The sequence below is a fragment of the Streptomyces sp. NPDC007162 genome (assembly GCF_040634175.1).
In the GTDB taxonomy this organism is placed as follows: Bacteria; Actinomycetota; Actinomycetes; order Streptomycetales; family Streptomycetaceae; genus Streptomyces.
On record NZ_JBEYFC010000237.1, the window covers coordinates 1 to 13,075 of the forward strand.

At 71.9% G+C, this 13,075-nt stretch carries 12 protein-coding genes, 2 pseudogenes and 1 riboswitch; of the genes and pseudogenes, 2 read left to right on the forward strand and 12 right to left on the reverse strand.

The annotated features are described in order from the left end of the window. Window positions 1–87 precede the first annotated feature (87 nt). Window positions 88–1,260, reverse strand: a pseudogene (locus tag ABZ646_RS25735) (hypothetical protein); the annotation flags it as partial. Between the two features lie 94 nt (window positions 1,261–1,354). Between ABZ646_RS25735 and ABZ646_RS25740 the strand changes: the two are divergent. Further along, window positions 1,355–2,434, forward strand: a complete 1,080-nt coding sequence (locus ABZ646_RS25740) for a M12 family metallopeptidase (RefSeq protein ID WP_360523323.1) — start codon at window positions 1,355–1,357, stop codon at window positions 2,432–2,434. 162 nt (window positions 2,435–2,596) lie between these two features. On the opposite strand, the pseudogene ABZ646_RS25745 reads toward ABZ646_RS25740, so the two are convergent. The 10 genes and pseudogenes from ABZ646_RS25745 to ABZ646_RS25790 form a co-directional block, all read right to left on the reverse strand. Further along, window positions 2,597–2,716: pseudogene (locus ABZ646_RS25745) on the reverse strand (LLM class flavin-dependent oxidoreductase); the annotation flags it as partial. 80 nt (window positions 2,717–2,796) lie between these two features. Continuing rightward, the gene (locus ABZ646_RS25750; RefSeq protein ID WP_360523326.1) at window positions 2,797–4,170 is read right to left on the reverse strand and encodes an NtaA/DmoA family FMN-dependent monooxygenase; all 1,374 of its coding nucleotides are present in this window, start codon (window positions 4,168–4,170) and stop codon (window positions 2,797–2,799) included. A 21-nt stretch (window positions 4,171–4,191) separates the two neighbouring features. Further along, on the reverse strand, window positions 4,192–5,406 hold the full coding sequence (locus ABZ646_RS25755) for an LLM class flavin-dependent oxidoreductase (RefSeq protein WP_360523329.1): 1,215 nt from the start codon (window positions 5,404–5,406) through the stop codon (window positions 4,192–4,194). 62 nt (window positions 5,407–5,468) lie between these two features. Continuing rightward, a complete protein-coding gene (locus ABZ646_RS25760; protein WP_360523332.1) occupies window positions 5,469–5,564 on the reverse strand; it encodes a putative leader peptide in 96 nt (31 codons plus the stop codon). 44 nt (window positions 5,565–5,608) lie between these two features. Further along, complete coding sequence (locus ABZ646_RS25765; RefSeq protein WP_360523335.1) at window positions 5,609–6,355, reverse strand: GNAT family N-acetyltransferase; 747 nt, start codon at window positions 6,353–6,355, stop codon at window positions 5,609–5,611. 49 nt (window positions 6,356–6,404) lie between these two features. Continuing rightward, window positions 6,405–7,430 (reverse strand): transporter substrate-binding domain-containing protein, encoded by a 1,026-nt coding sequence (locus ABZ646_RS25770; RefSeq protein ID WP_360523338.1) that lies wholly within the window; start codon window positions 7,428–7,430, stop codon window positions 6,405–6,407. 65 nt (window positions 7,431–7,495) lie between these two features. Then, window positions 7,496–8,284 (reverse strand): amino acid ABC transporter ATP-binding protein, encoded by a 789-nt coding sequence (locus ABZ646_RS25775; protein ID WP_360523341.1) that lies wholly within the window; start codon window positions 8,282–8,284, stop codon window positions 7,496–7,498. Further along, the gene (locus ABZ646_RS25780) at window positions 8,281–9,261 is read right to left on the reverse strand and encodes an amino acid ABC transporter permease (RefSeq protein ID WP_360523344.1); all 981 of its coding nucleotides are present in this window, start codon (window positions 9,259–9,261) and stop codon (window positions 8,281–8,283) included. Before ABZ646_RS25780 ends, ABZ646_RS25775 begins: the two co-directional genes overlap by 4 nt. 379 nt (window positions 9,262–9,640) lie before the next feature. Continuing rightward, a riboswitch (SAM riboswitch) is annotated at window positions 9,641–9,752 on the reverse strand. Window positions 9,753–9,829: 77 nt separating this feature from the next. Then, window positions 9,830–10,693 carry a glutathione S-transferase C-terminal domain-containing protein gene (locus tag ABZ646_RS25785; protein WP_360523347.1) on the reverse strand — a complete coding sequence of 288 codons (864 nt, stop codon included), beginning with the start codon at window positions 10,691–10,693 and terminating at the stop codon, window positions 9,830–9,832. Between the two features lie 320 nt (window positions 10,694–11,013). After that, window positions 11,014–11,160, reverse strand: coding sequence for a hypothetical protein (locus ABZ646_RS25790; protein WP_360523350.1), 147 nt, complete (start codon window positions 11,158–11,160; stop codon window positions 11,014–11,016). A gap of 241 nt (window positions 11,161–11,401) precedes the next feature. On the opposite strand from ABZ646_RS25790, the gene ABZ646_RS25795 reads away from it, so the two are divergent. After that, window positions 11,402–12,211, forward strand: coding sequence for a hypothetical protein (locus ABZ646_RS25795; protein WP_360523353.1), 810 nt, complete (start codon window positions 11,402–11,404; stop codon window positions 12,209–12,211). Between the two features lie 16 nt (window positions 12,212–12,227). On the opposite strand, the gene ABZ646_RS25800 is transcribed toward ABZ646_RS25795, so the two are convergent. Beyond that, on the reverse strand, window positions 12,228–12,584 hold the full coding sequence (locus ABZ646_RS25800) for an STAS domain-containing protein (RefSeq protein ID WP_360523356.1): 357 nt from the start codon (window positions 12,582–12,584) through the stop codon (window positions 12,228–12,230). Between the last annotated feature and the right edge of the window lie 491 nt (window positions 12,585–13,075).

Consider the following 13,075-nt stretch of genomic DNA (forward strand, 5'->3'; position numbering starts at 1 on the left):
CGCCGTGCTCGTCGGCCCCCGCACCCGCTTCGTCGCCACCACCCATGTGCACCACGTCTACGGCGTCGACATGAACGTGCACCGGATACGGCAGGAGGCGTCGCCCGGCGCCCCGCGCAGCCCCTCCCTCGCCCACGCCGCCGCCTCTCGCAGCTCCCCCCGAAGCCGCGAGTACCGGGCACGCACCGCCGCGTACCCGGCCGGTACGGGCAGGTCTCCCGCGGCCAGCCACTCCCCCACCGGGGCCGGCACCTCCCGTACGTCCAACTGCTCGACACGCTCCTCCAGCAGCTCCTGCTCCGCCTTCAGGGCCGGCCCGCACCGGTCGGCGCCGTGGGTGAGCCGGCGGGCCCGCAGCCGGCCCGCCGCAGCGCGCAGGGCGGGGCCGTGCAGGGGATGGGCGAGGCGGACCGCGCCCCGCTCGTCCACCTGGACCAGGCCGGCCGTCTCGAGGCGTTCGAGGATCCCGACGTCGAGGCCGTCGTCCAGGTGGCGCGGCAGCGGTTCGGCGAAGGCGATGCGTTCGAGTGTGTCGCGCTCGCCAGGGTCCCGGCGTTCCAGCAGGGGCCTGATCCGGTCCCTCACGGTCGCGGTGAGCGGCAGCGGGCCGCGCCAGGCCCGCTCCCCGGTGTCCGGTACCCGGGTGAGCGCGCCGGACTCGCGCAGCGCGCCGAGCAGATCGCGCAGCAGCCGCAGATCGCCCCGGCACACCCGGTGCAGCCGGCGCACGGTGAGCGGCTCCAGACCACCTCCGGCGAGCAGCTGGGCGGTCTCGTCGTACGGCAGCGGCTCCAGCGCGAGGTGGGTGAGGAGTTCACCGGTCCACAGCCGGGCGACCGCGCCACGCACCGGAGCCGGGTCGGCGGCGGCCACCAGCAGCCGGGTGCGGCCGTGCACGGCGAGCTGGTGGACGACGGCGGCCGAGCTCTCGTCGAGGAGGTGGGCGTCGTCGACGACCAGGAGCCGCACCCCGGACAGCCGGCGCACCGCGCCGGACAGCGAGACCCCGTCGGGGAGCAGGTGCGCGAACGCGGCGAACGGGAGGGTGCTGGTCTCGGGGGTGCCGGTCACCCGGACGCAGTCCGCGCCCCGTACGGCCTCGGTGATCAGCCGGGTCTTGCCGACGCCGTGCGCCCCGGTCACCACGACACCCTGCCGGCCGGCCACCGACGACCGCCTGACCAGCTCCAGTTCGTCCTCCCGGCCGGTGAACGGCCAGGGCAGTTCGAGGGTCCGGGCGTCCTGTTCGTAAGTCGTCACATCAGTACGAGTCGCGTTGCTCAGCTCTGATACAGGCGGACTTGAGTAGCCTCCGACTCAGGCGGCCGGTGGGGCGGCCCGGCACGCTGGGCGCATGAACCGACGCTACTGCTCGCTTCCGCGGCAGTCGGCCCCGGCGTTCGTGCCGGGACTGGCCGCCGAGCGGCTCGGTGCGCTCGCCGCCGGGCGGCGGATGTGGGTCAACGGCACGGTTCTGCACTACTGCTTCCTCGACGCCGACACCGACGCCTCGGTGATCCCGGTCCCGGGGACCGGGCGGACCCGCCGGGTGCCGTGGGCCGGTGCCAAGGAGCAGCAGGACGTGGTGCGCGAGTGCTTCCGGGAGTGGCAGGACCTCGGCATCGGGGTGACGTTCGCCGAGGTCACCGACCGCTCGGAGGCAGAGCTGCGGATCGGCTTCCAGCAGGGTGGCGGCTCCTGGTCGGTGATCGGCCGGGACGCCCTCCCGGTCGGTCTGGGCGAGCGCACCATGAATTTGGGCTGGGACCTGACGGAGCACGACGGCCGGTGGACGGCGCTGCACGAGATCGGGCACGCGCTCGGGATGCGGCACGAGCACCAGAGCCCGTTCGCGGGCGTCCACTGGGACGACGAGGCGGTCTACGCCGACCTCGCCGGACCGCCGAACCACTGGAGCCGGGACCGCACGGACCGTGACATCCTGCACCGGCTGGACGCGGCCGAGGCCAACGGCTCGGTGTGGGACCCGCAGTCGGTGATGCAGTTCCCCTTCGGACCGGGTCTGATCCTGGAGCCGGAGCAGTACCACAACGGGTTGCACCCGTCGGGCTCGCTGTCCCCGGCGGACAAGGAGTTCGCGCTCCGCTGGTATCCGCCCGCAGCGGACCCGGCGGCACTGGTGCCGTTCCGCTCGGCACCGCTCGGCCTCGGCCCCGGTGAGCAGGGGGATTTCACCGTGGAGCCGCCGGAGACCCGCGTCTACAGCGTGGGCACCTTCGGGGCGAGCGACTGTGTCGTGGTGGTCTTCGAGGAGCGCGACGGGGAACCGCGCTACCTCGCCGGCCACGACGACGGGGGCACCCCGCACAACGCCAGGGTCAGGGTCCGGCTCGTCAGGGGCCGCCGCTACTTCGTCCGCGTACGTCTCCATTCGACGTGGGGGTCGGGAGAGACAGCAGCCATGTGCTGGTGAGCCGGCACACGGCGGCGACGCGGAGGCCGGACCACGGTCCGGCGCCGGGGGGAAACGGTCGAGGCACGTAGCCTTCGGGGGAGGGATACGTGCCTCGACCACACCGCGTTCTGCCACGCCTGCGGCCCTCAGCGCCGAGGTGGTGCGGATGCTGCGCACTCACAGGCCGTAGCCGGTGGCGAGTTCGCGGGCGGTGGCGTCGTCCTCGGCGGAGACGCTGACGTAGGGCTTGTCGAGGGTCTCGGAGGGCTCGAAGAAGGACCGGTAATCGTCCACCGCCTCCCGGAACCGGTCGTGGGTCGGCTTCCGGATGCCGGTGACCGGGTCCGGGCGGTGCGCGAGCAGGGTGATCGCGAGGAACCTTACGACGCGGCCCGTTCGGTCCGCTTCTCGTCCGGGTGCGCGAGGCCGAGGTGGTCGCGCAGGGTGGTGCCCTGGTACTCGGCGCGGTACACGCCCTGCTCCTGGAGGAGCGGGACCACCGTGTCGGCGAAGCCGTCGAGGCCGCCGGGGGTGATGTGCGGGACCAGGATGAAGCCGTCGGAGACGTCCGCCTGCACGAAGTCGTTGATCGTGCGGGCGACCGTGGCCGGGGAGCCGACGAAGGTCTGCCGGTTGCCGGTGTTGATCACCAGGTCGCGGATGGACCACTTGTTGGCCTCGGCGAGCTCCCGCCACTCACGGGCGATGGCGATCGGGTCGCGGTACATCCGGACCTGCGCGCGGCCCCGCGAGATGTGCTCCTCGCTCACCAGCGGGTCGACGTCGGGCAGCGGCCCCTCCGGGTCGTACGACGACAGGTCCCGGTTCCAGACGAACTCGAGGTGCTTGAGGGCCGTCGCCCCGCTGACCTGCTGCCGGCGCACCTGGTGGGCGATCTCCTCCGCCTCCTCGTCGGTGTCGCCGAGGACGAAGCTGGCGGCGGGCAGGATCAGCAGGTCGCCGGGGTTCCGGCCGTACTTGGCGAGGCGGGACTTGACGTCGGTGTAGAAGGCCTGCCCGGCTTCGAGGGTGGCGTACCGGCTGAAGATCGCGTCGGCGCCGGACGCGGCGAACTCGCGGCCCTCGTCGGACTCGCCGGCCTGGAAGATCACCGGGCGGCCCTGCGGGGAGCGCGGCACGTTGAACTGGCCGTGGATGTCGAACTGCGGGCCCTGGTGGGCGAAGGAGCCGGCCTTGGCGTCGCTGAGGAAGGCGCCGGTGGCCTGGTCGGCGAGGATCTCGTCGCCGCGCCAGGAGTCGAAGAGCTCGTTCGCGGTGGCGAGGAACTCCTTGGCGCGGGAGTAGCGCTCGTCCTGCGGCAGGAAGCCGCCGCGGCGGAAGTTCTCACCGGTGAAGGCGTCCCAGGAGGTGACCACGTTCCAGGCGGCCCGGCCGCCGGAGAGGTGGTCGAGGCTGGCGAACTGGCGGGCCACCTCGTAGGGCTCGTTGAAGGTGGAGTTGATGGTGCCGGTCAGGCCCAGGTGCTCGGTGACGGCGGCCAGCGCGGCGAGGATCGTGAAGGTGTCGGGGCGGCCGACGACGTCCAGGTCGTATATCTTGCCGCCCTGTTCGCGCAGGCGCAGACCCTCCGCGAGGAACAGGAAGTCGAACTTGGCTCGTTCGGCGGTCCTCGCGAAGTGCGCGAAGGAGCTGAACTCGATGTGGCTGCCGGCGGCCGGGTCGCTCCACACCGTGGTGTTGTTGACCCCGGGGAAGTGGGCGGCCAGGTGGATCTGCTTCAGCGGCTTGCTCATGAGGGGTGCGGTCCTTCCGGCTCAGGCGGTGGCAGCGGCGTAGCGGTTGGCGGGGCGGGCGAGCCCGAGCAGGCCGCGCAGGGTGTCGGCCTCGTAGGCGGTGCGGAAGCGGCCGCGGCGCTGGAGTTCGGGGACCAGGTCCTGGGTGATGCGCGGCAGGTCGTGGCCGAGGACGGCGGGGCGGAGCCGGAAGCCGGTGAGGCCCGCGGCGGCGAACTCCTCCAGGAGGTCGGCGAGTTCGGCCGCCGTCCCGGTGAAGATCCGCGCGTCGCTGGTGTACGCGCCGCCGTCGAGGGCGTCGAGGCGGTCCTTGCGGGCGGCGGCCGCGGCCGCGTCGTCGTCCAGGAAGACGACGAGGTCACCGAAGACGTGCACGGTGTCGGCGGCCCGGCCGGCGGCCTCCTGCTCGGCGCGGATCTCGGCGAGGACGGCGCGGGCGCCGGCGGCGTCGCGCGGGGTGGTGTAGCCGACGTCGGCCTGGCGGGCGATCAGCCGGTAGGGCACGGTCTGGTGGCCGAGGGCGGTGACCAGCGGCTGGCCCTGGGGCGGGCGCGGGGTGATGGAGGGACCCTTGACGCTGAACTTCCCGCCCTCGAAGTCGATGTAGTGCAGCTTGTCCCGGTCGATGAAGCGGCCGGTGGCGGCGTCCCGGATCTCGGCGTCGTCCTCCCAGCTGTCCCAGAGGCGGCGCACCACCTCGACGTGGTCGGCGGCCTCGTCGAAGTGTTCGGCGAGCCGCTCCTGACCGGCCGGGGAGGCCGGTTCCGCCGGGTCGAGGGGCGGGAAGGTACGGCGGCCGAAGTGGTCCGCCTCGTTCGGGCGGGCGGAGATCTGCACCCGCAGCCCCGCGCGGCCGGTGCTGACGTAGTCGAGGGTGGCGATCGCCTTGGAGATGTGGAACGGCTCGGTGTGGGTGGTGACGACCGTCGGTACCAGGCCGATGTGCCGGCTGAGCGGAGCGATCCGGGAGGCGATGAGCACGGCGTCGAGGCGGCCGCGGACCTGGTCGGTGCGACCGTCCGGCTCGCCGTGGTGGGAGGACTGCAGGCCCAGACCGTCCTCGATGGTGACGAAGTCGATGAGACCGCGCTCGGCCTCGGCGACCAGGTCGGCCCAGTATCCGGCGGTGAACAGCTCACGGGGGCGGGCGACCGGCTCGCGCCAGGAGGCGGGGTGCCAGCCGGTGCCGTCGAGGGCGACGGCGAGGTGCAGGTGGGAAGCGGGATTCGAGGACACAGTGGTGCCTTCCTGAGGTCCGTAAGAGGGCGCGCCGGACGGAGCGGCGCGGCGGAGGAAAGTCAGGAGCAACAGAGCGCGCCGGCCACGCGCAGCAGGTCGATGTGCGGCCGGGCGTGCAGGACGGTACGGCGACTGGGACTGACGACACGTGTCATGTCCCGCACCTCCTCGCCCTGTTTCGCGTGCATCTCGTCGTGACTCACAACAGCGGGACGTCCGCGCATGTTCCCGGGCTGCGCAGCAGCAGGGTGCGGCCGCGCAGGCGCTCGGTGAAGCCGATCGACTCGTAGAGCCGGATGGCCGTCGCGTTGTCCGGGGCCGCGTGCAGGAACGGGGTCTCGCCGCGCTCCCGGATGCCCGCGGCGACCGCGCGGACCAGCCGGGTGGCCAGGCCCCGGCCCCGGTGGTCCGGGTCGGTGCAGACGGCGCTGATCTCGGTCCATCCGGGCAGCCGCAGCCTCTCCCCCGCCATGGCGATCAGCCGGCCCCGGTGCCGGATGCCGAGGTAGCGGCCCATCCGGACGGTCCGGGTGCAGAACGGGCCGGGCTCGGTGCGAGCGACCAGGTCCAGCATCTCGGGCACGTCGTGCGGTCCGAGCCGTACCGCCTCCGGGTCGGGCTCGGCCCGCAGCGCGGTGTCCACGAACTGGACGCCCAGCCCGCCGCCGACCACCTCCCAGCCGGGCGGTGCCTGCTCGACCGGCTTGATCTTCACGGTCGTTCCGGGGCCGACGAGCGTGAGCAGGTCGGCCCAGGCGGCCGGGTCGGCGGCGTCGGCGAGGGCCGCGTAGGCGTAGACGTCGTCGGGGTAGCGGGCGGCTGCGCCGACCCTCACCGCGAGGTGGGCGTGCGGGCCGGTGAGAGCGGACCAGACGGCGTTGTCGAGCGGTGTGGTGTCGGGCACGAGGGGGACTGAGCCTCCGTGGAGGTCGGTCTGGGCGGTCACGGAGGCGGAGTCCTTCCCGGTGAGCGGACGGGCGTGCTGGTGCGGGCGGTCACGAGTTGTCGAGCGGCAGTCCGGGCGGGTTGACCTCGGACTTGGCGACGGCCTCGTCGGAGAGGTTGTAGGCCTTGAGCCACTGGGCGTACTGGCCGTGCTCGATCAGGTAGTTGATGGCGTCCGCGAGGGGCTTGGCGAGGCCGCTGTCCTTCTTCGCGGTGGCCGCGATCAGGCCCTGGAGGCCGGCGCCGGCGCCCGAGTACGTACCCGCGGTGCGGGTGGCGTCGGGCGTGTTCGCCGTCTGCTTGTTGTGGTAGGCGAAGCCGGGGTTGGGCCCGAAGGAGGCGTCGATCTTCCCGCTGTTCAGCGCCAGGAAGGTGCTGGTGCTGTCCTGGAAGTACTTGACGGTGAGCTTCTTGCCCTCCTTGGCCAGCTTCGCCTGCCACTCCAGGAGGATCTTCTCCTGGTTGGTGCCGGAGCCGACGGCGATCGTCCTGCCGGCGAGGTTCTCGTAGTTGCCGTCGAAGTTCCAGGTGCTCTTCTTCGGCACGATGAAGGCGAGGTTGTCCTGCCGGTAGGAGGCGAACTCGTACTTCTTCTTGCGTTCCTCGGTGTCGGTGATGTTGGAGAGGGCCACGTCGACCTTGCCGCTGTCGATGCCGACGAACATGTTCTCCCAGGTGAAGTTCTTGATCTCCGGCTGGAGCCCGAAGACCGCGGCGACCAGGCGGCCGAGGTCGGGTTCGGAGCCGGTGAGGGTCTTCTGGTCGCTGCCGACGTACGCCAGCGGCGGGAACCCGGCGGGCAGGGCGCCCTCGCCGATCACGAGCCTGCCGCTCTTGCGGACGGCCGCGGGCAGTTCCGCGCTGATGGACCTGACCTCGGCGACCTTGATGGTGGTCTGGGTGGCGGCGCCGTTGGAGACCCGTCCGACGACGACCTCCCCGGCCTTGGCGCCGTCGGTGGTGGTGGCCGCGTCGCTGTCGCCCCCGCAGGCGGCGAGCCCGGTGGCGAGGGAGGCGACGGCGGTGGCCGCGGTGATGCCTCTGATCAGGCTGCGTCGGGTGAAGTGGGTAGACATGGCCGTTCCTTGTCGGTGCCGGTGATGAGGGTGAGGGCGTGGGGGGAGGTCTGGGGTGCGGCGGTTCAGAGGACCTTGCTGAGGAAGTCCCTGGTCCGCTCGTGCCGCGGCTTGTCGAGGACCTCGGAGGGCGGGCCCTGCTCGACGATCCTGCCGCCGTCGATGAAGACCACCCGGTCGGCGATCTCGCGGGCGAAGCCGATCTCGTGGGTGACGATGACGAGGGTGGTGCCGCTCGTGGCCAGGTCCTTGATGACGGAGAGGACCTCCCCCACCAGCTCGGGGTCGAGGGCGGAGGTGGGCTCGTCGAAGAGGATGACGCCGGGGCGCAGGGCGAGGGCGCGGGCGATGGCGACGCGCTGCTGCTGCCCGCCGGACAGCTGCCGCGGGTAGGCGCCGACGCGTTCGCCGAGGCCGACGCGTTCGAGCAGTTCCTTGGCCAGTGCCTGCGCCTCGGGCTTGGTCAGCTTCCCGGTGGCGACGGGGGCGGCGGCCACGTTGTCCAGCACGGTCAGGTGCGGGAAGAGGTTGAAGTTCTGGAAGACGAAGCCGATCCGGCCGCGCTGGGCGAGGATGGCGCGCTCGCTCAGCTCCTTGAGTCTCTCGCCCTGCCGTTTCACCCCGATCAGTTCGTCGTTGATGCTGACGTAGCCGATCTCGGGCTTCTCCAGGTGGTTGATGACCCTGAGGAGCGTGGACTTGCCGGAGCCGGACGGGCCGAGGATGACGGTGACCTCGCCGGGGCGGATGGTCAGGTCGACGCCGTCGAGGACGCGGTGGGCGCCGTACCACTTGTGGACGTCGTGGATCTCCAGGGCGGCGGGGGCCGTCTGAAGGGTGTCGGTGATGCTCATACGGCGGCCTCCCGGCGGATGCGGGCGCGCAGGTCGGTGAGGCCGTCCCGCAGTCTCTGCAAGGGGGTCGGCGGCAGGGAGCGGGTGGCGCCCCGGGCGTAGTACCGCTCGACGTAGAACTGGATCACGGAGACGACGCTGGTGAGGATCAGGTACCAGACGGTGACCACCAGCAGCAGCGGCACGATGTCGCCGGGGTAGGTGGAGCCCATGCTCTGCGCGGTGCCGAAGAGGTCGAGCAGCGAGACGTAGAAGACCAGCGAGGTGCTCTTGATGAGACCGATGAGCTGGTTGACGTAGTTCGGGATGATCGACCTGAGCGCCTGCGGGAAGACGATTCTCCGGAACTGGTAGCCCTTGGGCAGTCCCAGCGCGGCGGCCGCCTCGTGCTGGCCCTGGTCCACCGAGAGGATGCCGCCGCGGACCACCTCGGCCGCGTAGGCCGCCTCGTTGAGGCTGAGGCCGATGACGGCGATGACCATGTCGGTGGCGAGCTTGGACTCGTCGAAGGAGAAGAAGGCCGGCCCGAAGGGGACGCCGACGCTCAACGTCTTGTACAGGGCGCTGAAGTTGTACAGGAAGAGCAGGACGACGATGAGCGGTATGGAGCGCAGCGCCCACACGTAGGTCCAGCTGACCGCGCGCAGCACCGGGCTCTTCGAGAGCCGGGCCAGGGCCAGCAGGATGCCTCCGAGGAGACCCAGCACCGCGCTGTAGGCGGTGACTTCGAGGGTGATGACCAGCCCGTCGAGAATGGTCGGCCGCAGGAACCAGTATCCCCAACGGTCCCACTGGTAGAAGGGGTTGATCACCAGTCCGTGGACGAACTGGGCGACCAGGACCAGGACGACGGCGGTGGCGATCCACCGTCCTGGCCTGCGCAGCGGGAGAACGCGCTGCGCTGTGAGCGGTTCTGACGGTTCGTCGGCGGCGGACGGCACCTCGGGGGCGAGGGTGGCGCCTGGGGGTTCACTCATGGCGGGCTCCGGCGGAGTCGGACACCCCGGATCCCACGGCCGGGCACGCGGCACCGCGCCGTGTTCGGGCACGGCACGGGGCGCGGGGGCGCGCGGGACACGGAGGCTGGGCGGACGGCGTCACACCGGACGGCCGGTGCTTTCGTCAGGAACGCTGCGGCACGAAGCTGCGGGACTGGGCTGAACCTGGTCAGACCCGGCAGCGGGCACAGCCCGGTGCGGTACACGCGCTACACAGGGCGCTGTTGACACGGAGCAGGTCGACGGCACGGTCGGCGACGAGCGGGCTCGGGTACGGCTGTACGCAGCCCTGAGCGCGGCGCGGGGCCGTGCTGGAAGCTGCGTACATGTCCGTCACCTGTCGCTTGGTGGCCCGTGGGCCGCGCGCTTACCGAACGTCGTCATTCGGTCGGGTCGTCACCTGGGGCACCCCACCGCGGTGCGAGGGTTGCCGGTCAGCCAGCCAGGGCTTGATGCTGACGCTCTTGACCGTTCTGGTCCGCAAGTTAGGCAGCCGCCCGAACAATTGTCAACGCCTGTCCAGTTGGCGGAACGGTTCGGGCCGCTCTCACCTGCGGGAAGCGTCTGCCGCATGCCCGGCCCAGTCCAGGATCTGGACGGCCGCGCCGGCGGCTTCCAGGCCCTGGCAACGGCCGTGGTGTCGGCGGGCGATGCCGTCGAGGTCGAGGTGGGCGCCGAAGGCCGGGTGCGCGGCAAGCCGCCGCGCACAGGCCCACAGCACCGGGTGGTCGGCGATGCGGTGCACGGCGGAGGCGTCCAGGTGGTTGCGGTGCACGGTGTCGAGTTGCACCAGGGTCACCCACAACTCGACGTCGGCAGCGGTCAGTCGACCACCGACCAGGAACTCGACTCCGGTCAGCCGCTGTTCCAGCTCGCCCAGTGCGGCGAGCAGGGTCCGCAGCGCCCGCGGGTCGCCGCCCTCCCGCCCGGCGCGCTGCGCGGCCTGCTCGACGTCCTCGGCGCACAACCGCTCGACGGCCTCGATCTCGGCCTCGGCACCGCTCGGGTACAGGCGCGTGACACCGTCACCGAAGTGGCGGTCGAGGTCGCGCAGGATGTCCCGGCTGTGGGTGGAGACGATCCGGCCCGACCAGTCGTCGCTCAGCACCGGCGCCAGGGCCGGTCCCGAGTAACGGTGGGCGCTGGTCTCGTAGAGCGGGCGCAGTGCCGTGTGGCTGCCGTCGGGACAGTCCGGTACCGCGGGCAGGAAGGTGACCGGACAACAGCCGTCCAGGGCCAGCAGACTGTGGCCGACGGCGATGCGCAGGCCGTCGGGACAGGCGGTGGCGAGGTGGAGCCGGTAGCGGCCCGGCACGGCGTAGTGCCCGCTGCGCGCGTCCCGTCCGATGCGCCCCCGGAAGGCGGGGGCGGTGCGGACGGACGGCAGGGCGGTGAGCGGAGTGATGGACATGCGTCTCCCCGGGTACGGCCGCGTGGACGTACGCGCGGCGGAAGCGTTCATCGGTGGGCGGGCGCTCGGCCCGGGCGGCTGAGCGCGGGTGGTCACTGCGGGTGTTCACGGCGGTTGTTCACTGCGGGTGTTCACGGCAGGGGTCCGGGGGGATCAGGGCGGCTACGGAGCGCGGGGGTGGCGCCGGGGCGGCGGAGCACGCGGTGGGCCCGGCCACGGAAGGCGCGCGCAGTCGAGCCCGGCCACGGAAGGCGCGCGCAGTCGAGCCCGGCCACGGAAGGCGCGCGCGGTCGGGCCGGGCCTCGCAGGACGCGGCGCGGTCAACCGGTGCGGCTGATGGCGCTGCACACCCGGAGCAGGTCGATGTGCAGCCGGGAGGTGAGCAGAGGGGAGGAGAGCAGGGCGGCCGGCCAGGGCGTACGGCTTTCTCGGCGCTCTGTGCCGGTGACCGCGCGCAGCCGATCCATCTTTCCCTACCTTTTCACTAGGATTCCCCTCTGGAGTGTCGATCGGCCTCCGCCCGGCGTCAAGAGGGCGTCCACGCCTGGGACACCGCCCCCACCCCGGCACGCTCACCCGAATGGCACGCGCGAGTGGTCGGCGGCCGGAGCGGATGGTGGCGTGGAGGGACGAACCCCACGTTCTCCCACGGGGCGCAGCGGCGTCCTGCCCGGAGTGACGTACCGCGTTCCCGAGGAGGCAGTCGCCATGGCCCGTCCGTCCCGACCCGCGCGTGTCCTCGCCGCGGCCCTGGCGGCGGGGTCCCTGCTCGCCACCGCGGCCTGTTCGGGCGGGAGCGGCGACTCCGCAGCCGCGGCCGTCTCGCCCGCAGCCGAGCGCCCCGCCGCCTCACCGACGGCGACCGCCGCCCTCACCGGGCCGGGCGCGCAGGCAGCACTGATCACACCGGCCGACATCGAGGACAACTGGCAGCTGGCCACGGACGCCGCGACCTGGCGGAACAACATGCTGGTCGGCAAGGTCGACGTGGCCGGCTTCCTCACCGCGAAGACCGATGCCGCCGACTGCCAGCGGCTGCTCGACAGCCTCTACTCCGACAGCCTCCTCGGCCGCGCCACCGGCGCCTCCGGGCTGCGCGGCTTCACCTCGGAGACCGCCCGGATGCTGTACCAGGTCGGGGACTACGGCTCGGCGAACCTGAACGCCACGCTGGGCTGGCTGAAGACGCTGCCGCAGAAGTGCAACCAGTTCACGGCCACCGGCAAGGACGGCAGCAAGCGCACGATCCAGGTCGTGTCGGCGCAGGTCCCGAACGTGGGCGACGCCCGGGAGGCGCTGACGGTGACCGTGCAGGGCACCACCGACGGTCAGCCCGTCACCTACGTCACGGACGTCGCGGTGCTGCGCATCGGCGCATCCGGGGCGGCCGTCACCAACGGCGCCCTCGACGCCGTCGACCACGACAGCACCGCGCTGGCCGTGCAGAACGGCGCCCAGCGCCTCAAGGACGTACTCTCCGGCAAGACCCCGGCACCGATGCCGAGCGAGTTCGACTAGTGCGTGTGCCGCCCGTCTAGGCGGCATCCAGGACAGGTCCCGTCGTGCCGTGCCCGGGACGCGCCTCCTGCGGGAACCGGCCGTCCGTGCCCGTGAGTTCCAGCACGCGCCGGACCTCGGGCCGCAGCCCGCGCAGTTCCATGGCACCGCCGCCCGCTGCGACCCGTTCGTGCAGGCGGAGGAGCATCCCCAGACCGCCGGCGTCCATGAACGTCACCCGGGTCAGGTCGACGACGAGATCCCGGCCCGTGAGCGCGAGCGGGCCGATGACCGGCGCGGCCTGCGAGCGGGCCGTGAAGTCCAGCTCCCCGGCCACGGTCAACACGATCCGTCCGGGTGAGTCACTGATCCGCATGTCGAAGAAGGACTGCATGGAAGAACCACCGTTCGGGTCGAAGCCCATCACGGTCGGCTCCCGATGCCGGAAGAAGGCCGTCAAGCGCGCGGCCGCCAAGACCGCTCACAGCCGAGCAAGACCACCCGCACCCACCACCGGCCGCCGCACGGACGACCGCCCGACGGTGCGGGGTCTCCTACCAGACCAGGCTGGTGTCCCCAGCCTCGCACCCCGGCGCCCCCGCCACCAGACCCGCGGCCCCCTCGCCCTCTGGCGCACGGCTTGTCCCCAAAACGGTCAGAGGCTGTTCCGGATCTCTCCGGAACAGCCTCTGATCCCCGACTTCCACACGTCGGGACGACAGGATTTGAACCTGCGACCCCTTGACCCCCAGAAGTGAGGGCCACAGAAACTACCCGCACACATCAGGCATAACTAGGACGCAGAACGCGCGCCTCCGTGCGTGCCGTTCAGAGTCGTGAGTACCGTGTGGTCCCCCACTGGTCCCCACGGCATCAAGACCACGA